The organism is Rubrobacter aplysinae (assembly GCF_001029505.1).
GTDB lineage: Bacteria > Actinomycetota > Rubrobacteria > Rubrobacterales > Rubrobacteraceae > Rubrobacter_A > Rubrobacter_A aplysinae.
Genome location: NZ_LEKH01000025.1, coordinates 1 through 18,958 on the forward strand (window position 1 = coordinate 1; position 18,958 = coordinate 18,958).

Annotated in this window: 21 protein-coding genes; 11 read left to right on the top strand and 10 right to left on the bottom strand. The window is 66.9% G+C overall.

Annotation, left to right across the window (positions count from 1 at the left end; all coding sequences use genetic code 11):
• The coding region (locus ABD53_RS15100) for an APC family permease (protein WP_047866663.1) at positions 1-1,386 on the top strand (1,386 nt) is incomplete at its 5' end.
• A 7-nt stretch (positions 1,387-1,393) separates the two neighbouring features.
• Here ABD53_RS15100 and ABD53_RS15105 read toward each other — a convergent pair.
• The gene (locus tag ABD53_RS15105; RefSeq protein ID WP_084709750.1) at positions 1,394-3,421 is read right to left on the bottom strand and encodes a TRAP transporter permease; all 2,028 of its coding nucleotides are present in this window, start codon (positions 3,419-3,421) and stop codon (positions 1,394-1,396) included.
• A gap of 59 nt (positions 3,422-3,480) precedes the next feature.
• Positions 3,481-4,503, bottom strand: coding sequence for a TAXI family TRAP transporter solute-binding subunit (locus ABD53_RS15110; protein WP_053058156.1), 1,023 nt, complete (start codon positions 4,501-4,503; stop codon positions 3,481-3,483).
• Between the two features lie 289 nt (positions 4,504-4,792).
• On the opposite strand from ABD53_RS15110, the gene ABD53_RS15115 reads away from it, so the two are divergent.
• From ABD53_RS15115 to ABD53_RS15130, 4 genes are all read left to right on the top strand, one after another.
• Positions 4,793-5,437 (top strand): uracil-DNA glycosylase, encoded by a 645-nt coding sequence (locus ABD53_RS15115; protein WP_047866665.1) that lies wholly within the window; start codon positions 4,793-4,795, stop codon positions 5,435-5,437.
• Positions 5,438-5,439: 2 nt separating this feature from the next.
• Positions 5,440-6,564 (top strand): PQQ-dependent sugar dehydrogenase, encoded by a 1,125-nt coding sequence (locus ABD53_RS15120; RefSeq protein ID WP_047866666.1) that lies wholly within the window; start codon positions 5,440-5,442, stop codon positions 6,562-6,564.
• Between the two features lie 241 nt (positions 6,565-6,805).
• Entirely contained in the window at positions 6,806-7,843 is a 1,038-nt protein-coding gene (ahbA, locus tag ABD53_RS15125; RefSeq protein WP_047866667.1) for a siroheme decarboxylase subunit alpha, read from the top strand.
• 63 nt (positions 7,844-7,906) lie between these two features.
• A complete protein-coding gene (locus ABD53_RS15130; protein WP_047866668.1) occupies positions 7,907-8,656 on the top strand; it encodes a sulfite exporter TauE/SafE family protein in 750 nt (249 codons plus the stop codon).
• Between the two features lie 24 nt (positions 8,657-8,680).
• On the opposite strand, the gene ABD53_RS15135 is transcribed toward ABD53_RS15130, so the two are convergent.
• The 3 genes from ABD53_RS15135 to ABD53_RS15145 form a co-directional block, all read right to left on the bottom strand.
• Positions 8,681-9,394 carry a haloacid dehalogenase type II gene (locus tag ABD53_RS15135; protein WP_047866669.1) on the bottom strand — a complete coding sequence of 238 codons (714 nt, stop codon included), beginning with the start codon at positions 9,392-9,394 and terminating at the stop codon, positions 8,681-8,683.
• A 16-nt stretch (positions 9,395-9,410) separates the two neighbouring features.
• Positions 9,411-10,316 carry a dihydrodipicolinate synthase family protein gene (locus ABD53_RS15140; protein ID WP_047866670.1) on the bottom strand — a complete coding sequence of 302 codons (906 nt, stop codon included), beginning with the start codon at positions 10,314-10,316 and terminating at the stop codon, positions 9,411-9,413.
• Positions 10,317-10,424: 108 nt separating this feature from the next.
• Positions 10,425-10,853 carry a hypothetical protein gene (locus ABD53_RS15145; protein ID WP_047866671.1) on the bottom strand — a complete coding sequence of 143 codons (429 nt, stop codon included), beginning with the start codon at positions 10,851-10,853 and terminating at the stop codon, positions 10,425-10,427.
• Between the two features lie 238 nt (positions 10,854-11,091).
• Here ABD53_RS15145 and ABD53_RS15150 point away from each other — a divergent pair, with 238 nt between their 5' ends.
• From ABD53_RS15150 to ABD53_RS16265, 3 genes are all read left to right on the top strand, one after another.
• Complete coding sequence (locus ABD53_RS15150; protein ID WP_047866672.1) at positions 11,092-11,331, top strand: hypothetical protein; 240 nt, start codon at positions 11,092-11,094, stop codon at positions 11,329-11,331.
• A gap of 70 nt (positions 11,332-11,401) precedes the next feature.
• Complete coding sequence (locus ABD53_RS15155) at positions 11,402-12,196, top strand: LLM class F420-dependent oxidoreductase (RefSeq protein ID WP_047866673.1); 795 nt, start codon at positions 11,402-11,404, stop codon at positions 12,194-12,196.
• Between the two features lie 4 nt (positions 12,197-12,200).
• Positions 12,201-13,139 carry an alpha/beta fold hydrolase gene (locus ABD53_RS16265; protein WP_053058158.1) on the top strand — a complete coding sequence of 313 codons (939 nt, stop codon included), beginning with the start codon at positions 12,201-12,203 and terminating at the stop codon, positions 13,137-13,139.
• Positions 13,140-13,163: 24 nt separating this feature from the next.
• Here the strand turns inward: ABD53_RS16265 and ABD53_RS15165 are convergent, their stop codons facing one another.
• Genes ABD53_RS15165 through ABD53_RS15180 form a run of 4 tightly spaced genes read right to left on the bottom strand, consistent with a single transcriptional unit; the run spans position 13,164 to position 15,487 of the window.
• A complete protein-coding gene (locus ABD53_RS15165; RefSeq protein WP_047866674.1) occupies positions 13,164-13,529 on the bottom strand; it encodes a hypothetical protein in 366 nt (121 codons plus the stop codon).
• Between the two features lie 4 nt (positions 13,530-13,533).
• A complete protein-coding gene (gene pssA, locus ABD53_RS15170; protein ID WP_053058159.1) occupies positions 13,534-14,118 on the bottom strand; it encodes a CDP-diacylglycerol--serine O-phosphatidyltransferase in 585 nt (194 codons plus the stop codon).
• A gap of 2 nt (positions 14,119-14,120) precedes the next feature.
• Complete coding sequence (locus ABD53_RS15175) at positions 14,121-14,783, bottom strand: phosphatidylserine decarboxylase (RefSeq protein WP_160309716.1); 663 nt, start codon at positions 14,781-14,783, stop codon at positions 14,121-14,123.
• A complete protein-coding gene (locus tag ABD53_RS15180) occupies positions 14,780-15,487 on the bottom strand; it encodes a class I SAM-dependent methyltransferase (RefSeq protein WP_235401693.1) in 708 nt (235 codons plus the stop codon). Before ABD53_RS15180 ends, ABD53_RS15175 begins: the two co-directional genes overlap by 4 nt.
• 133 nt (positions 15,488-15,620) lie before the next feature.
• On the opposite strand from ABD53_RS15180, the gene ABD53_RS15185 reads away from it, so the two are divergent.
• Together ABD53_RS15185 and ABD53_RS17070 are read left to right on the top strand one after the other, a co-directional pair.
• Positions 15,621-17,081, top strand: coding sequence for an FAD-dependent oxidoreductase (locus ABD53_RS15185; protein WP_053058161.1), 1,461 nt, complete (start codon positions 15,621-15,623; stop codon positions 17,079-17,081).
• A gap of 146 nt (positions 17,082-17,227) precedes the next feature.
• The gene (locus ABD53_RS17070) at positions 17,228-17,446 is read left to right on the top strand and encodes a hypothetical protein (protein WP_152670809.1); all 219 of its coding nucleotides are present in this window, start codon (positions 17,228-17,230) and stop codon (positions 17,444-17,446) included.
• Here the strand turns inward: ABD53_RS17070 and ABD53_RS15190 are convergent.
• A complete protein-coding gene (locus tag ABD53_RS15190) occupies positions 17,415-17,891 on the bottom strand; it encodes a hypothetical protein (RefSeq protein ID WP_047866676.1) in 477 nt (158 codons plus the stop codon). The genes ABD53_RS17070 and ABD53_RS15190 overlap by 32 nt on opposite strands.
• 112 nt (positions 17,892-18,003) lie before the next feature.
• Here ABD53_RS15190 and ABD53_RS15195 point away from each other — a divergent pair, with 112 nt between their 5' ends.
• The gene (locus ABD53_RS15195) at positions 18,004-18,909 is read left to right on the top strand and encodes an NAD-dependent epimerase/dehydratase family protein (RefSeq protein ID WP_047866677.1); all 906 of its coding nucleotides are present in this window, start codon (positions 18,004-18,006) and stop codon (positions 18,907-18,909) included.
• Positions 18,910-18,958: the final 49 nt, after the last annotated feature.

An 18,958-nucleotide genomic window follows, 5' to 3' on the forward strand; every position in this document is an offset into this window, starting at 1 on the left:
GGCTCGCAGGGGGGCGAAGAGGAGTTTTCCGGGGGGCTGCGGCGCGTAGTCAGCCTGCCGCTTCTGCTGGCTTTCGTGGTCGGCAACATCGTGGGCGGCGGGATCTACGCCGCGCCTGGCGAGGTAGCCGGAGTGGTTGGGGGTGGGATCTGGCTGCCCTTCCTCATAGCATTCATCGTGGCGATACTGACCGCCTTCTCGTACGCGGAACTGGTGTCGAAGTATCCGGGCGCCGGCGGGGCGGCGCTTTTCGTGAACCGGGCGTACGGGATTCCGCTGCTCTCGTTCGTCATCGCCTTCGCGGTGATGTGCAGCGGGCTCTCTTCGGCGAGCGGTCTGTCCGTGGCCTTCGGCGGGGATTACCTCTCGGCGCTGACCGGGGGGACCTTCGAGGGAGTTGGCAACGTGCTTATCGCGGTGGCGTTCCTGCTGATTCTGGCCGTGATCAACTACCTCGGAATCCGGGGCTCGGCAACTATCAACGCGGTGCTGGTAATCATCTCGGTCGCCGGGCTGGTGATAATCGTGCTGATCGGGCTCCTGGCGATCCTGACGGGGCAGGTGAACTTCGGCGGGCCGTTTACCTTCCAGACGTCCGGGGACGAGGCCCTGGGCTTCGCGCTGTTCAGCGGGGCGGTGCTGGCCTTCTACGCCTTCATAGGCTTCGAGGACTCGGCAAACATCGCCGAGGAGACCCGGAACCCGAGCCAGGTGTATCCGCGGGCGTTGTTCGGCGGGCTGCTGACCGCGGCCGGGCTGTACCTGGTGGTGGTCATCGTCACCGCGCTGGTCGTGCCGATCGGGATACTGTCCGGGTCCAGCGCCGCGCTTCTGGAGGTTGTGGAGGCCGGGCCGCTGCCGGTACCGCCGGGGCTGTTCTCAGTAGCCGCGCTGGTGGGGATCACGAATACGGCGCTCATCAACCTGATCATCGCCTCGCGCGTGATCTACGGCATGGGCCGGGAGGGAGTCTTGCAGTCGGCCTTCGGCCGGGTGGACCAGAGTCGCGGCACGCCGATAGTAGCCATCCTCTTTACCACCGCGCTGGCGCTGGCGCTGGTTTTGTTCAGCGGGGACTTCGTGGACCTCGCCGGGACCACGACGCTGCTCTTGCTCGCGGTCTTCGCGGTAGTGAACGCCACGGTGCTGGTCCTGCGCCGCAACCGGGTGCGTCACAGCCACTTCCGGGCGCCTTCGGCCATCCCGATCCTCGGGTCCATCGCCGCCCTCGTGCTCCTCAGCCAGCAAGACGGCGGCGACTTTCTGAGGGCGGGTATCCTGATCGCGATCGGCCTCGCCCTCTACGCGCTCAACCTCTTCCTCAAGCGGCGCTCCGGCGAGGGCGACCCGCAGCGGCCACAGCCGACACAGAGCCGGGTCAGATAACCGGCCGTCAAGCCTGCGGAACGTCCGCGCTCGAGCTTTCCGGGCTTGAGCCACCAGCCCCCGCATCGCCCTTGGGCTCCGTGTCGTCCCCGCGCCCGCGTTTGCGCAGATACTGGTAGAGACCCAGCGCGGCCGTGAGCGCGAGCCCGATCAGCGAGAGCGGCAGGCTCGGATAGATGAGCAGCACCCCGGCACCCAGCAGCACGGCCCTCTCGAGCAGATTAGAGGTCGCCAGGAAGTATCCCATCATGCCCGCGCTTATGACCGTCATGCCGAGCAGCGCGGTCGCCAGCGCCGGTATGAGGTTCGCCGCGGTCGCGCCCTGGAGCAGCAGTACCGGGTTGGTGACGAAGATGAACGGGACTATAAACGCGGCTATCGCGATCTTGACAGCGTTGCCGCCGGTGCGCATCGGGTTCGCGCCCGCGATACCGGCCCCCGCGTAGGCCGCCAGGCACACGGGTGGGGTGATGTCGGCCACGATGCCGAAGTAGAAGACGAACATGTGGGCCGCTATGATCTCCACCCCGAACTGCTGCACCAGTATCGGGGCTGCCACCGTGGCCGTGACGACGTAGTTGGCCGTGGTCGGCAGGCCCATGCCGAGCACGATGCTGGCGATCATCGTGAAGATCAGCACCAGGAAGAAGATACCGCCGGCAAGCTCCACGATTCCGCCGCCGAGCTTGCCGCCGAGACCCGTGGTCGTGACCATGCCTGCGATTATCCCGGCCGAGGCGCAGGCCGCTATTACCGGAAGGGCCACGCGGGCCCCATTTTCCAGAATCGTCGCCATCTCGCGCGGGGACATCCGGGTCTCGCGCCGGATCAGGCTCAAAAGAAACGCCGCCGCGATGCCGTACAGCGCGGCGTTGGCCGGGGAACGCCCCGAGAGCAGCAGGCCCACGATCACGACCAGTGGCAGCAGCAGGTCCATCCGTTTTAGCAGCCCGGAGAGAGCGGGTAGCTGTTCCCTGGGCAGTCCCCGGATACCCGCCCGGCAGGCCTCGAAGTGGGTGCCCATGAAAACTCCGGCGAAGTACAGCACCGCCGGGATAAGGGCGAGGACGATGATCTCGTTGTACGGGACCCCGGTGTAGATCGCCATGATGAAGGCCGCCGCGCCCATCAGGGGCGGCATGATCTGGCCGCCCGTCGAGGCCGAGGCCTCCGTGGCGGCCGCGAACTCCGAGCGGAACCCGGATCGCTTCATCATCGGGATGGTAAAGGACCCCGAGGCGACCGTGTTCGCCACCGAGCTGCCGGAGACCATGCCCTGCAGGCCGCTCGCGGCGACGGCGGCCTTGGCGGTGCCGCCTGTAAAGCGGCCCGTCGCCCCGAAGGCGAGGTCGTTGAAGAACTGCCCGATGTTGGTCCTCACGAGCAGGACGCCGAAGAACAGGAACAGGTAGATAAACGTCGAGGAGACGCGGATGGGCGTGCCAAAGATCGAGGTCGAGCTAAAGAAAGTTTCGGTCGCCAGCCGTTCCCAGGAGAAGCCGGGGTGGGCGAAGATCGGCATGTATGGTCCGAAGAGGCCGTAGATCAGGGCCAGGGTCGCGATAACGACTATCGGGAGCCCGATGCAACGGCGTGTTCCCTCTAGCACCAGAAGGATGCCGAGCGCGGCAACCGTGTAGTCCAGCGTGGAGAAGCCGAAGATCAAAGCGTCCGTGGTCAGCCGCTCGAAGTTGATGACTATGTAGGAGTTGGTCCACAGCGCCAGGGCCGCGAGCACCACGTCGTACCAGACCACGCCGGGACGGGTGCTCAGGGACTTCTTGGCCGGATACAGCAAGAAGATCAGGCCAAAAGCCGCCCCGACGTGGACTGCGCCCTGCACGAGCGAGCTGTAGGTGCCCGAGAGCGCCGTGTAGAGCTGGAAGATCGTCAGTGCGGAGCCGAGGGCGAGCACGACCCACTTCCAGATGCCGAGCTGGGTGCGGTAGGCGCTCTCCTGGTTGTACTGCCGGAGTGTGTCCTCGGCGCTCTTCCCGCCCCTCTCCTCGGCTACAGCCTCGCCCGCCTGGCTCATCCGGCCTCTCTAACTTTCACGTGGCCCGTAACGCCTGTATCCGGTTTCTCTACAATGTTCTACTGGTCCAGCACCCCCTGCTCCTCGAAGTACCGCTTTGCGCCGGGGTGCAGCGGCAGCTCTCCGCGGCCGGTCAGGGCATCCTCGACGGTGATGAACTCCTTCTGGGGCAGGGTGAACTGGTCGGCGTTCTCGTACATGGACTTGGTGAGCTTGTAGCCGAGGTCCTCGCTAACCTGATTGGTGGAGCCGAACATGCAGGCGAAGGCCGAGACGGTCTGTACCGGGCCGTCCAGGAAATCGTAGGATTCTGCCGGTATCTCGTACGACTCGTAGCCGCTTTCCTCTTCGATGTTCGAGATTGCCTCTTCGCTTATGGGCAGCAGCACCGCCTCGCCCGTGCTGGCTTCTAGCTGCTGCACGCTGGAACCGGGTACGCCGAGCACCTCTATGGAGGCGTCTATGTTGCCGTCCTGGAGCTTGGCCTTGGCGTCGTCGAAGCCTTCCTGGGTGGCCTGGTAGTCCTCTATCCCGTAGGCCCCGAGCACGAGGTCCGCGGCCTCTCTCGTGGCGCCGCCGGGCGGGCCGACCGCGACCCGCTTACCTTCGAGGTCCTCTATGGACTCTATGCCGGTGGACTCCAGGGTGATGACCTGTATAGCCTCCGGGTAGAGCTGGCCCATGAAGCCCGCGTTCTGGATCTCGCTGCCGTCGAACTCGCCCTCACCGTTGACAGCCTGCACGCCGGTGTTGTTCTGCGCGATGCCGAGCTGCAGGTCGCCGCGGGAGATCTTGGCCAGGTTGTCTACAGAGGCCCCCGTCTCTACCGCGTTTACGCCGAAGTTTTCGGCCTGCACGTTGTCTTCCCAGATGTTCGCCAGCTCCTGGCCGAGTGGGAAGTACACACCGCCCGTGCTGCCCGTGCCGAGCTGGAGGTTGGACTGGAAGTTGGTCTCGCCCCCGCCGCCACCGCTTCCGCCGCCACCCGAGCCCTGCGGCGCGCCGCAGGCGGTGAGCGCCAGCGCGGTTACGAGAGCCAGCACCAGCGCCGCGCCGGATCTCCTTACTCTTCCTCTAACCAAAACCTTCCTCCTCCCGAAACCAGCCCCTGAGACAGAGCCTGAAAGTACAACGTCAAGGACACTTCACGAAACTCGCGAAACGTCCCCGAATATCACCCTTGCACCGTATTCTACAGATTCTGGTGTTCCATAGTCAAAGTATCTTGAAGTACAAAAATCCGTCGTCGGCTCGCGAGTGGAGGCGTTGTAGAATCACCAGGCATGGCGTTCTTGGCCTCCGGGGGCGGCTCGTTGGCGCGGCTCTCGATGCAGGACCGGGGTAAGATTGGACGGAGGGGATGGAGGAGCTTTGGACAGCCTTTTTGACGCCGCCGAAAGCGGCGAGGACCGGGAGCAGCGGCTAGAGGATCTCTCCCGCCAGGTGGCGGTTTGTACCAAGTGTGATCTCTCGCAGAGCCGCACGAATACCGTATTCGGCTCGGGGGACCCGTACTCGCCGCTGATGCTCGTGGGCGAGGGGCCGGGCGCGAACGAGGATGCGACCGGGCTGCCGTTCGTCGGGCGAGCCGGGAAGCTCTTGGACGACATCCTGGCGGCGGTGGATCTCACGCGGGATCAGGTCTACCTCACGAACACGGTGAAGTGCCGGGCGGCGGTCGAGGAGGGTGGCAAGATGAAGAACCGCCAGCCACGCACCACCGAGATCCGGGCCTGCAACCCCTACCTCCAGGCCCAGTTCGAGACGATAAAGCCGGGCATTATCCTCTGCCTCGGCGGCCCGGCGGCCAAGACCATAATAGACAAGGACTTCAAGATTACCCGCGACCGCGGCCAGTGGCGCGAGGCCTACGGCGCGATGGCGATGGCGACCTTCCACCCGGCCTACGTGTTGCGCCAGCAGGGCGAGGAGCTAAACCAGACCAAGCGCCAGGTGTGGCAGGACGTACAGAACGTCTACGCCGAGTACCAGAAGATTATGGAGAAGCGGAGCTAGGCTTGCGCCTCTTGCGTGCCCTGCTGCCGGTGCTCGTGGTGTTTTTGGTGGCGGGGTGCGGCGCCGGGAGCGCGAGTAGCGGAGAAGGGACTACAGGAGCCGAGGGCACGCAGAGCAGGACGGTGGACGGCTTGCAGGTGGAGACCGTCGCCAAAAACCTGGACACGCCGTGGGAGGTCGCGTTTGCGCCGGACGGGCGCATCTTCGTGACCGAAAGGCCCGGCGTGGTGCGTGTGATCGAGAGCGGCGAGCTTCGCGAAGAGCCCTACGCCGAGTTCGGGGCCGAGGAGATGGGGGAGGGCGGACAGCTCGGCCTCGCGCTCGACCCGGACTTCGAGCAGAACGACACCCTGTACGCCTACTACTCTACCGAGACGGATGATGGCCCGGAGAACCGTATCGCGCGGCTATTGGAAGAGAACGGGCGGGCCACGGAGCAGGAGACGCTGCTCTCCATGCCGGCCGCCTCCATCCACAACGGCGGCCGGCTGGCGTTCGGGCCGGACGGCAAGCTCTACGCGACGATAGGCGACGTCTCGGAGGCGAGTCTGGCGCAGGACCGCGACGCGCTGGCGGGCAAGATCCTGCGTATAAACCCCGACGGCACCGTGCCGGACGACAACCCGTTCGACGGCTCGCCCGTCTACTCCTACGGTCACCGCAACCCGCAGGGCCTCGCCTGGGACGATGAAGGCAGCCTCTACGCCCCCGAGCACGGCCAGAGCGCCCACGACGAGCTGAATCTTATAGAGGCTGGAAAAAACTACGGCTGGCCCGAGATACAGGGCGACGAGAACGCCTCCGGCCTCACCCCGCCCATCCTGCACAGCGGACAACAAACCTGGGCCCCCAGCGGAGCAGAGTACGTCGAGGACGGAGCTTGGGCGGACAGCCTGATGTTTACCGGGCTCGCCGGAGAGTCGCTGCACCGGGTCGAGTTCGCGCCCGGAAAGCCCGTCGAGGTTGCCCGGCATCGGGAATACCTCGGTGGGGAGTACGGCAGGCTCAGGACCGTGGAGCAGGGGCCCGGAGGCGCGCTGTACGTGCTTACCAGCAACCGTGATGGCCGGGGGAACCCCGCTCCGGAAGACGATCGGCTACTGAAAGTAACCCCGGCCGGAGGGTAGTAGCCGCCACGGAGACGATCGTAGGTGGGTCTCCAGGTGGCGTTTTACGGGGGCTAGCGTATATAGTTAAGGTTTAACGGGAGAAACAACGATATTCCCCCGGGCGTGGCCGCTGCGGGGTGAGTAAAGAACTTCATATGAGGTAGGAGTATCGCCTGCTATTATCAGATCAGGCAGGGTAACCGGAAAAACGTCGAGAAGGGCTTTTTACACCTTGGTCAGCACAGCCTCCAGTAGCCGCATGATGGACAGCACCGACAAGGAGATACTGAATTATATCCAGCGGGAGTTCCCACTGGAACGCGAGCCATTTGCGGCCGTTGGGCGTGAGATCGGCATCGCCCAGGACGAGGTGATCCGGCGCATCGAGACCCTCAAGCGCGGCAAGGTGATACGTCAGATCTCGGCCATCTTCGACACCCGTGTCCTTGGCTACCACTCCTCGCTGGTGGCGGCGAAGATCCCGCCAGAGAAGCTGAACGCCGGAGCCAAGGCCATAAACTCCCACCCCGGCGTCTCCCACAACTACGAGCGCAACAACGAGTTGAACCTCTGGTACACGGTCGCCGTCCCGCCGGACTCCCGGCTCGGGCTCGAAGGCACGGTAAACGTGCTGCACGAGATCTCAGGCGCGGAGAAGACCCGCGTCCTGCCGACCCTGAAGCTGTTCAAGATCGGGGTCACCCTGGACATGAACCAGGGTGCGACCGCCAAGAAAGAGGCCCCGGCCTACGGAGAGAACGACCGGGCCGCCGCCGACAAGAACGTAACTGAGAATGACAAGGCCGCGATAAAGGCGCTACAGGAGGACATCCCCCTAACGCCGCGCCCGTTCGACCTGTGGGGCGAGCAGGTCGGGCTCTCTTATGAGGAGCTTCTGGAGAGGGCCTACGATCTGCGGGAGCGTAAGATCATGCGCCGCTTCTCCGCCGTGCTCTACCATCGTAAGGCGGGCTTCAAGGCCAACGGCATGGGCGTGTGGCAGGTACCCGAGGACCGCGTGGACGAGGTCGGCCAGATGTTCGCCCAGTATCAGGCGGTAAGCCACTGTTACGAGCGGCCGACCTACGAGGACTGGCCGTACAATGTCTTCTCCATGGTCCACGGCCGCAGCGTCGAGGAGTGCGAGACGGTGCTCGAAGCGATGGCCGACGAGACGGGCGTGCGCGACTACACCTCGCTCTACTCCACCCGCGAGTACAAGAAGACCCGCGTACGGTACTTCACCCCGGAGATGGACGCCTGGGAGCGTCTCTATGCCGGGGCCCTGCGCGGCTAGCACGGCTAACGCGGCCGGCGGGCCTCTCCGGACTCCACCGAGGGGATAACGGGCACGCAGGCTGTGCTCGAACTGCTTGAGCCGGCGGTGCTGGTGGCCGTGGCCGCCGTGTTCACCGCAGGGGCGGTCTCCGGGCTCGTTGGCTTCGGGTTCGCCCTGGTATGCGTGCCGCTGCTACTCCTGGTGTACGATCCTGCGACCGTGATCCCGGTCAACGTCGCGCTCTCCGTTTTCACGACCATGAACGTCGCCTACGACGGGCGGCGGGACGTGGAGATCAAATCCATCGGCTTACTGCTGCCCTTCGCCCTGCTCGGGATCGTGCTCGGGGTCGAGGTGTTGCGGGCGACGGACCCGGATTACATCCGGGTGGCGGTCGGTGTAGTGGTCGTGGTGTCCGCGCTTTTATTGTTTCGTGGCGTGCGCTTGCCGGGCTCCCGTAGCCGGTGGGGCGACGGGGTGATAGGCGGGATGAGTGGTCTGCTGGCCACCTCGGTTGGTATAAGCGGCCCGCCGGTCATCCTGCTGCTGGTTTCGAGGGGGATGCCCAAACGCGCCTTCCGGGCGAACATAGCCCTATACTTCGTGTTTACCAGCCTGGCAAGCCTGGTGGCGCTGTACCTCGGCGGGCTGATCGAGCCGGGCCACCTGCTGTTCGCGGCGGCCCTTACCCCCGCCGCCTTCATCGGCAAGGTCGCGGGCACCGCCCTGATGCGCAGGTTCTCTGAGAGGGCCTTCCGAAACCTGACGCTGGCCCTGATCCTGGCCACCGGCGCCGGGGCGGCGATCTCCGCCGTTCTCTCGCTGGTCTAGCCCCGTCTAGCGGCCGGGACGGCGTTACGTCAGGCGGTCCGCCAGCTCCTCGATGCTCTCCGTGACCAGGCCGAACTCCGAGTCGGCGGGCTTCACGGGCGGCTTCGCTCGCAGCCCCCATTCGTGCGGGCGGTGGATGTAGGCGGTGCGGAAGCCGAGGGCCGCGGCGGCGCGGAGGTCGTCGGGATGGGCGGCGGCCATCATCACCTCTGTGGGAGGGAGGTCGAGCAGGGCCGCGGAGGCGAGGTACGCCTCCGGGTCGGGCTTGTAGCGGCGGGCGAGCTCGGCCGAGAGGATCACGTCCCACGGCAGACCGGCGCGCCGGGCCATGTCCACTAGCAGCGAGACGTTGCCGTTGGAGAGTGGGGCGATGACGTACTCCTCGCGCAGCCTCGTAAGGCCGGGCACGGAGTCCGGCCAGGGGTCGAGCCGGTGCCAGGCGTGATTCAGGTGCTCTTTCTCCCTCTCGGACAGACCCGTGATCCCGAACCGCTCCAGCAGCCTATCGAGCGACTCGCGGTGCAGGCCGTCGAGCGGGGTCCAGGGGAGCTCGCCGCCGCGCACCCGCTGCATGGAGGGGGCGTACTCGCCGCGCCAGGCGTCGGCGAAGGCCGCCCAGTCTACCGGTAGCCCGTGCCTTTCACCGAGCCGCTCGCCCTCCCGGATCACGCCGCCGCGCCAGTCCACGACGGTTCCGAAGACGTCGAAGAAGATGGCTTTCACGTTCTCTGCGGGCATATCCGGGGAACCGGGCTCAAACGCTCGCCACCCGCAGGCCGGCGGACTCCAGTATCCCGTCCAGCTCGGCGTAGGAATCCCGGGGCAGGGGGAGCGCCGGCCCCCGGACCGCCGGGGAGACCGCGATCCCGAGCCGCTGCATGGCCGCCTTGACCGCGCCAACCACCGGGTCTGAGAGCCCGCCGAGCCCCAGCAGTGCCAGGATGCGGCGGTGCCGATCCGCCGCGTCTTCGAGATCCCCTTCCCTGAAGGACCGCACGAGCCCTACGAATAGCTCGGGCGCGACGTTCGCGAGGCCGCTTATGGCTCCGTCGCCGCCGGCGAGGAGGTTGGGCAGGATCTGCTCCTCGAACCCGACGAGCACCGAGAAGTCCGGTTCCGTGGGCTTTACCTCGTTCAGCACGCCCAGGGTGTGGGTGTGCTCGGTGACCGTGTCCTTGAGGCCCGCCGCGTTCGGCAGCTCCGTGGCCAGGCGCGAGACGAACTCCGGCGAGATCTCCACGCCGGTCAGGAGCGGGAAGTTGTACACGAGCATCGGGACGTCAGCCGCCCGGGATACCGCCGAGAAGTGCTCGAAGAGCGCCCTCTCCCCGAGCTTGAAGTAGAAGGGCGGCACGCAGAGGGTGGCGTCGGCCCCGGCGTCCCCGGCGTGGCGGGCAAGCTCCTCCGCCTCCCGGGTGCTCGCGGAGCCCACGCCGACGACGACCTTTACCCGGCCGTTTACCAGCCCGATCACCCGCTCGGCGAAGCCCCGGCGTTCCTCGAATTCCAGGTGCGGGAACTCCCCGGTGCTGCCCAGGATGGAGAGGCCGTCCACCCCGGCCGAGATCGAGCGCTCCACCACGGTCTCGGTCGCCTCGGGGTCTATCTCGCCCCGCTCGTCGAAAGGCGTAATCATGGCGGGCATGATCCCGTCCAGCATCCCCTTCCTCCTCTCCTGGCCGACTCTCGGATAGCCTCAGACTCTACCCCAGAATAACCCCGGAGCGGGGATAACGGAAGCCGCCCGGCGGCTGCCGCTCTCTTCCGCTCAGGAGCCGGGCACCCGGCCCTCGACCGGCGCGAGGGCTTCGTTGGACTTGCCGGTGTCCCCGCTAGAGGTGCACCTCACGTAGTACTCTGCCTCGGGGTCCAGCTGGGACCGGCTCCCGGCGTCCGGGTTCCGGACGAACACCTGGCTGAAGCGGCGTCCGTCTAGCTCTATCTGCCCCCCTGGCTCGTACCAGGAGACCTGCCCTCCATCCCGGCCCTCGACGAGGCTGCAGGAGGGCGGGGTGGAGATTCCCAGGCCCCACTCGCCGTCCACCACGACCCTCGGCTCGGAGCCTCCGCGCCACTCGGCGGACCCTATCTTGAGCAGAGCGCTCTCGTTATCGCCGCCGGGCGAGCCGGCGCTCCCGCAAGAGATCGAGAGCGCGCAGATCACCGCGACGAGCGCCGTAAGACCCGTTTTCGGCACTCGAACCTCTCCCTGTGAACCGGTGAGCTCCGGTAAAAGCCCCGGCGGCTCCGGGAGCCAGCGGGCGTATACCGGAGTATCCGCCCCGAGTATACGCGACTATACGCGACTATACGCGACTATACGCGACACGGGCTCTCGGGATTGTTAGGCTGTAAGGCTGCAAGAGTCGAGGCTCTGGCTAGGACCGGGGCCGGCTGTTCGACGATACCGGAGAATAGTATTTTAGGAGGAAGTTTTGTCCGAGAAGCAGATGCCGGAGCGCTGGGTAGGCCGGGAGGTCATGGTCGCAAGGGCCACCTCCACCGAGGCCGAGCTGGTCAACCTGGAGGGGATAAACGACTGGGGCGTGGTCTGCACCTACAAGGAAGCCGAGGTCAGTGAACCGGTCCTGATCCCCTGGGGGTCCCTGAGCTGGGTCAGGCTCGCGGTGCAGGAAGAGGTGCAGGCCCTCAACGGCGGCGACTCGGATGAGTAGGTCGAGTAAGGTCTAGTAGGACCGGAAAGGCACCGGGATTTCCCGGGCTTCACGAGATGGGAGACGGGCGATGGAGGTAAGGGTCGGGGCCCAGATTCAGCCCCAGCACGCCAGCTACGAGGACATGCGCCGGGCATGGGTCGAGGTGGAAGAGGCCGGGGCCGATACGCTCTTTACCTGGGATCACTTCTACCCGCTCTACGGCGAGCCCGAGGGCAAACATTTCGAGTGCTGGACGCTGCTCGCGGCGATGGCCGAGGTCACCGAGAGGGTGGATTTCGGGGCGCTCGTAACCTGCAACTCCTACCGCAACGCCAGCCTCCTCGCCGACATGGCGCGCACCGTGGACCACATATCCGGTGGCCGGCACATCCTGGGCATAGGCAGCGGCTGGTTCCAGAAGGACTATGACGAGTACGGCTACGAGTTCGGCACCGCGATAGACCGTCTGAGGGCCCTAAAGACCTCGATGCCGGTAATAGAGGAGCGGCTCGGCAAGCTGAACCCGCCGCCCGTGCGCCAGCCCCTGCCGGTCATGATCGGGGGCGGGGGCGAGAAGGTCACCCTGCGCATCGTCGCCGAGCACGCCCACATCTGGAACGGCTTCGGAGACCCCGCGGAGGCCGGCCGTAAGAGCAGCGTCCTGGACGAACACTGCCGCGACATCGGGCGCGACCCATCAGAGATAGAGCGTTCCATTCTGGCGGGCCCCGGTCGGATCCCGGACCCCGACGGCTACGTGGAGAATGGCATCACCCACCTCATACTCGGCGTGGGCGGCCCCGACTACGACCTCGGGCCGCTGCGGGAGCTCGTCGCCTGGCGCGACGGGCGGGCGGCCGCCGGCGAAGCTTCGGCCGGTTAGCGGGATGGCGGCGGAGAACGGCTCACCCTTCCGCACCGAACGCGTCCCGGGTGACGTTGGGGAGGCGGAGCTCGCCGTCGGCGTGAGCGGGCCCCAGACGGGATCCGCCTCTGCCGACCCGGTGGTGGCCCTGCACGGCATCACCGCCCACCACCGCGCCTTCAACGCGCCCGCCCGCCGGATATCCGGAGATCGGGCCATGATCGCGCCCGATCTCCGGGGCCGGGGCGATTCCCAGAAGCCGGAGGTCGGCTACGGTCTCGACGCCCACGCCGAGGACGTGGTGCGCATCCTGGACCACTTTGGCCTCGAAAGCGCGGCGCTGGCCGGGCACTCGATGGGCGCGTTCGTGGCGATCCAGACCGCGCTCTCATACCCGGACAGGGTGCGGAGCCTCGTGCTGCTCGACGGCGGCTGGCCGCGTCCGCAGACCCCGCCAGAGGAGATGACCGAGGAGCAGCTCAGAGAGGCGGAGGCCACGCGGGAGGGGCTGGCCCGCGCCTTCCGCCGCCTGGAGATGACCTTCGAGAGCCCGGAGGACTACCTGGAGTTCTGGTTCCCCGGCCAGGGGCTGACCCCCGACGACCTCCCGCCCGACGTGGCCGACTACTTTCTCTACGACCTCGGGGAGGTGGAGGGCGGGTACAGCCCGAAGTGCTCCCCGGCGGCCGCCTCGCAGGACTCCGAGTGGCTCTCGGGCCGCTCGCCGACGGCGGATGAGCTTCGCGGCGTGGGCTGTCCCGTGGCGCTCGCCGCCGCCGGGGCCGGGTTCTTCCCGGAGAGCGAGCCTCTCATCTCCGACGAGATACTGCGGACGATGGCCGGGGCGCTCGACCTGCGGTCACAGACCCGCCTGCCGCAGACCAACCACTACTCGATGCTCTACGAGCCACACGTCGGGGAGTTCTCCGGCCTGCTGGCCTCCGACGACTGGGCGCGCTAGCGAAGACGCGTTAACGGAAGCGCGTTAGCGTCCGCCCTGGATCTGGCCGCCCATTGCGGAGATCGCCGCGAGCGCCAGGCCGAACAGGATCACCTGTACCCCGGTCAGAGAGCCCGGACCCAGGAGTAGTAGCGGTACGGCGACGATCAATACCCCCGCCAGTGCGTAGAGCCCGGCCAGATTCGCCCCCGCCGGCCCCCGGCGCAGCCGCGAGGCGGTGAATGCTCCACCGGCGCCGGATACCAGGCCGCCGGCGAGGAGGGCCAGTAGCAGCGGGGCCACGGATGCCAGTGCCCAGAGGAGGGCCATCGCGACGGCGCCGGATACCGCGCCCGTGAGCGCGATGGTCCGAGCACCTAGCTGACCGGACGGCGGGCGGTTCTGGCTCACTGGTTCACCGGTTGTGCTGCTCTGCGGGCTCGTTCTTGCGGGCTGAGAGCTTGTGCAGGGCTCGTCTGAGGCGGTTGCTCTGTCCTGCCGGGGCGGAGAGCTTCGGGAACGGCCTGCGGCTGACCATCAACGCGGCCAGAGCCAGTGCCGAGAACAGGGAGAGCCCGACCGGAGGGGCCAGAACGGCGAGCCCGGCCATCGCCAGTCCCGCCGGGGGGATCGGGAGGCCCAGGAAGTGGTCCGGGGCCCTGACCAGCGGAAAGCGGGCGAGGCGTATGGCCCCGGCGACCAGGAAGATCAGGCACACCGCTATCCCCAGACCGTCCAGGGTGTAAAGCTGGCTCATGTATAACGCGAAGGCGGGCACCACGCCGAAGGAGACGAGGTCGGCGAGGGAGTCCAGGTTGCAGCCGAAGTCCCCGGCTGTCGAGCAGCGGCGGGCTATCGCCCCGTCCAGCATGTCGAAGCCGGCGGCGAGGGCGACCAGCAGCACCGCCTGCTCGTAGTTCGCCTGCGTCACCATCAGGAGGGCGAGAAAGCCCGAGATCAGATTCCCGCAGGTGGCTATGTTCGGTAGCGCCTTGAGCAAGCCTACTCGCTCTCTGGCTCACGGATATCCCGGTCTCCATGATACCTGAAGAGGGGGGTCAGCCCGGCGCGGGCGCGTTGGCCGGGGCGTACCAGGGCCTGGGCGCTCCCGGCGGGCAGGAGGACGTCCGTGCGGGAGCCGAAGTGTATGATCCCGATCCTGTCGCCGGGACCCACCCGGTCTCCGACGCTGGTCCAGGAGCTTATGCGGCGGGCGATCATGCCCGCCTTCTGTACCACGACCGCCGGTCCCCGCTCGCCGGCTATCTCGACACGCTTGCCGTAGTTCTCCTCCGAGCCCGCGAACAATGCGGGGGCGTACCCGCCGCCCATCTCCTCCATCCGGGAGATCTCACCCGCCACCGGGCTCCGGTTTACGTGGACGTTGTGTAGCGAGAGGAAGGTGCTTACCCGCAGCGCCCTGCCGCCAGGAAACGAGGTCTCCTCTACCTCCTCGACGCTCTTTACGTAGCCGTCCGCCGCGGCGTAGGCCACGTCCGGTTCCGGGTCCAGCCTCCGCTCCGGGTCGCGAAAGAACAGCAGGCTCGTCGCGCCGGCTCCCAGCCCGAGCCACCCGGCGCGTTTTCCGAGCGCCAGCAAGAGGAGCCCCGCGAGCACCGGAGCCACCACGTAGGGCCGGGCTGCCTCCCAGCTACGGCGCGTCAAGAGTGGTCCGCCCCGGGGTTGTCGCAGGCGAACAGGAAGGCGGGGGGCAGGTTCACGGGGGAGATACGCCTGCGTACCGGGCCGAAGAACCTCTCGAGGTCGGACAGCACGGAGTTCGAGTACTGCAGGACTAGCATCCTGCCGCCCGGCCTCAGCGCCTCGCGGGCGGCGTCCAGCAGGCCGTCTCTGGTCTCCGCCGGGAGCGAGGTGAAGGGCACGCTGCTGACGAGGATATCCGCCCGCTTACCCCCCGCGTACTCCTCCAGGTAGCGCGTCGCGAGCTCGGCGGAGTCGTTGATCACGCGCATCCTGGAGTCCGCGAGCCGGGCGGAGACCGCTGAGGCCAGGTCTCCGTCCAGCTCGAAGCTCAAAAGCCGCCCGTCGGGGCGCAGCCTGTTCAGTATCTCCCTGGTGTACACCCCGGTGCCCGCGCCGAACTCGACCACGGTGCGAGCCTCTCTGAAGTCCGCGAGATCCAGCAGGTCGTTTACCGCGGGCCGGGAGGTCGGCCAGACGGCTCCCACCTGCCTCGGGTGGGTCAACATGGTGCGCGCGAAGAGGGCGCGTCTCTTTAGACTCTCCGTAACCTCCGCAATGTCCTTGCGTCCGGCGTTTTGCAGTTGGTCTCTCCTCCGGTGATCGCCTACCCGGCCGCCGCTCGTCCGGCCCGGGCTCCAGGCGCGCCGCGAGCATTTACCGGCCACTCATTGGCGAATCAGCATAGCATAAAAACGGAATAATCCCGGTTCCGGAGCGGTGCTGAGCCGGACGTCACATAGTGTCGCGTAGTGTAACTATTCGCTGCAAGCCGGGCCGCCGGAGGCTAGAGTCTCGTGCATGAGAAACACGAGAAGCCCGGGCTCCAGAGCTATTCCAGCCGGTAAGCGTCCCGACGGCGAGGCGCTGGTTATAGGGGCCGGGATCTCGGGTCTGCTGGCGGGCCGGGTTCTGGCGCGCCATTTCGGACGCGTTACCATCCTGGACCGCGACGGGAGTCCCGACGACGCGCAAGAGGCCCGCTTTCGCAAGGGCGTTCCGCAGGGGCGGCACCTGCACAGCCTGGCGACCCGGGGATCGGAGCTGCTGGAGCATTTCTTTCCCGGGTTGGACGCCGAGCTAGAGGCCGCGGGTGCGCCGGGGTTGGATCAGACCGCCGATACCGTAACCGAGATGTCGTCCGGCAGGATGCCCCGCTTCGAGAGCGGCATAACCATGCGGGCCGCGAGCCGGCCCCTGCTGGAGGCCGTGATCCGGGAGCGCCTGCGGCGGGAGCCGGCGGTGTGTTTCCTGAGCGACGTGGAGGCCACCGGACTGCTCTTGGAAGACAGAGCCACGCGGGGCGTCTCCACCAGGATGCGGGGCGACCGCCGCGGCGAAGAGGGAGAGGTACGGGCGGAGCTCGTGGTGGACGCCAGCGGGCAGTCCTCACGCGCCCCCCGGTGGCTCTCTGAGCTCGGCTACGGCGTCCCGGAGAAGACCGTGGTTGACGCCGGCCTCGGCTACGCCAGCCGCTGGTACCGGGTTCCGGAGGGCTTCGGAGAGAACGGCGAGGACTGGCTCTCGCTGGCCGTGCTGCCCGAGTGGCCGGATAATCCCCGGGGCGGCACGCTCCGGCAGGTGGAAGGCGGGCTGTGGACCGCGGTGCTGACCGGTAGCGGCGGAGACCATCCGCCGACGGACCCCGCCAGATTCGAGGAGTTCGCCGCGAGCCTTCCGAGCCCGATCATCCACGAGGCCATCTCCGTTGCGGAGCCGGTCTCGCCGGTCTACGGCTACCGCCGCACCGCGAACCGCAGGCTCCACTACGAGAAGATGAGCCTCCCGGCCGGGTTCCTGGTCACCGGCGACGCCGCGACCACCCTGAACCCCTCCTACGGCACCGGGATGACCGCCGCCGCCCTCTCCGCCAACGTCCTGGAGGACTGCCTCGCCGGGTCCGGTTTCTCGCGGCCCGGATCGCGTTTTGGGCGGCGCTTCCACGGCCGGCAGGTAAAAGCCGTCTCGCCGTGCTGGACCACCACCACTTCCAACGACTCCCAGTGGGCGGCGAGCGGGCTGGAGGACCTAAACGCCCCGCGGCGGCTCGCCCACGGCGTCTCGGAGCAGGTGATGGCGCTCGCCACCGAGAGCCCGGCGGTCGTGAAAACCATGTTCGAGGTAAAGAACGTCCTGCGCAGCCCGGCCGCCATGCTCCGGCCCGGCATCCTGGCTCCCGCACTCTGGCGCACTTTTTCGGGGCTCCCCGGCCCGGCAAAACGGCCCGCCATCGGGCGTCGCCAGAGCCTCGACGGCGGGTAGCGGTCTCCCCGGCGCTTGCCGGGTTAACCGTTTAACAGGAGACTTTATCCAGGTTAAGAGGTTAACAACCAGGTGACCGGCGGCGGATTATGCTGTACTGGCAATCGCGGAGGTGTGGGTGAGTCTGACACGTTGAGAGGGGATGGATGACATCCGAGATCTGGCAGTTCGCGGCTTTTGTGGGTGTGGCGGCCGTGGCGTTCGTGCTGTGGCTGAACATCATATATCTGCCGGGCCGCACGCTGGAGCATCGCTACGACGGGGGAGAACCAGTCCGGCGAGGCTCTGCAGACGCGGCCAAATCCCCGGATCAGACCGAGATTGAGAGCGAGATCAGCCAGAGCTCCAGTGGTCCGACCAGATAGCCCGCTCCCGACGGTCTCCGACTATCTGGCGTAGCTGATCGTCTAGCGGAAGCCCGCTCTCCCGGGAGGCCTCCAGCACCTCGTTTAGCTCCAGTATCAGGTCGCGGGTGCCGACGTCGCTGAGAAAGCCCGTGGCGGCCTCGGAGTCGAGGCCTTCTTGCCGGGCGAACTCCGTTATGGTGTCGTTGATCAGCGACATCAGGAACCTCTGGGCCTCATCCGGGTGGAGATCCTCCCCTCGCTGCGCGAGCCTCTCGTCCAGCTTGCGGCCCAGGATCAGGGCCGCCTGCACTATCCGGCGCCGCTCCTCGGGTGTCCTCTGATCTCCCCAGGCGGCGTTCATCGTCTCCTCGTTCAGCCCTTCCAGATACGATAATGCCCGCTCCCGGTCGCTGGGGACGTCCGAGGGGTCCGTGTCCGGGTGCCGGGAACCTGAGCCTTCCACCGGGTTCTCCTTTTCGAGGGTTCTCGCGATTGTGTACAGATGTACGGCCGTTCGTACGATGGACCGATGCTAACATCCGCCGGGCTCGTAGTAGACTCGGAGGATGGAGAGAATGAGGGTTTTGATCTCGGGCTGCGGCTACGTGGGGTGCGCCCTGGCGGAGCTACTCGTGCAGGAGGGACACGAGGTTTTTGGTCTGCGTCGCAACCCGCGGGATCTCCCACCCGGGGTACGTCCCGTGGCGGCGGACTTCACCGACGCGGACTCCCTCCAGAGAGGGCTTCCCGAGAGGCTCGACTACGTCTTTCACACCGCGTCTCCGGGTATCTCCGGCAAGAGTACTGCGGAGGAGCGTGAGAGGGCCTACCGGGACGCCTACGTGCTCGGGCCTTCCAACCTGATCTCCGCCCTTCGCTCCCGGGGTCAGGAGCCGCGCCGCCTGCTGCTCACCTCCAGCACCGGCGTCTACGCCCAGAGCGGCGGCGAGTGGGTGGACGAGACCTCTACCACGGAGCCGTCCGGGACGGGCCGCTACCTGCTGGAAGGCGAGGAGGTGCTGCTCGGGTCTCCGTTCCCCGCCGTGGCGCTCCGGCTCGCGGGTATCTACGGTCCCGGGCGCACCGGAGCCCTCGATCGCGCCCGCCGCTACCCGCTCTCCGGAGAGCCGGAGAGTACCCCGAGGTACACCAACCGCATCCACCGCGATGACTGCGCCGGAGCCCTCCGGCATCTCATGTTACTCGACCGCCCGGACCCGCTGTACCTGGGAGCGGACCACGAGCCCTCGACCCCCGACTCCATAGCCCTGTGGCTCGCCGAGAACCATCCAGAGGCCAGGGAGGAAGAGAGCCCGGAGACCAGAGCTAGCGGACGCGCCAGCGGGCGCTCCAGCGAGCGCTCTGACAGAGTCACCAACAAGCGTTGCAGCAACGCCCGGCTCGTCGGATCGGGCTACACCTTCATCTACCCTACCTTCCGGGAAGGCTTCGCCTCTCTTCTCGCCGCCACCGCCGGATGAGCTCCGGCACACGCTTGATGACTCTGGTGACAATGTGGCGTACAATGCT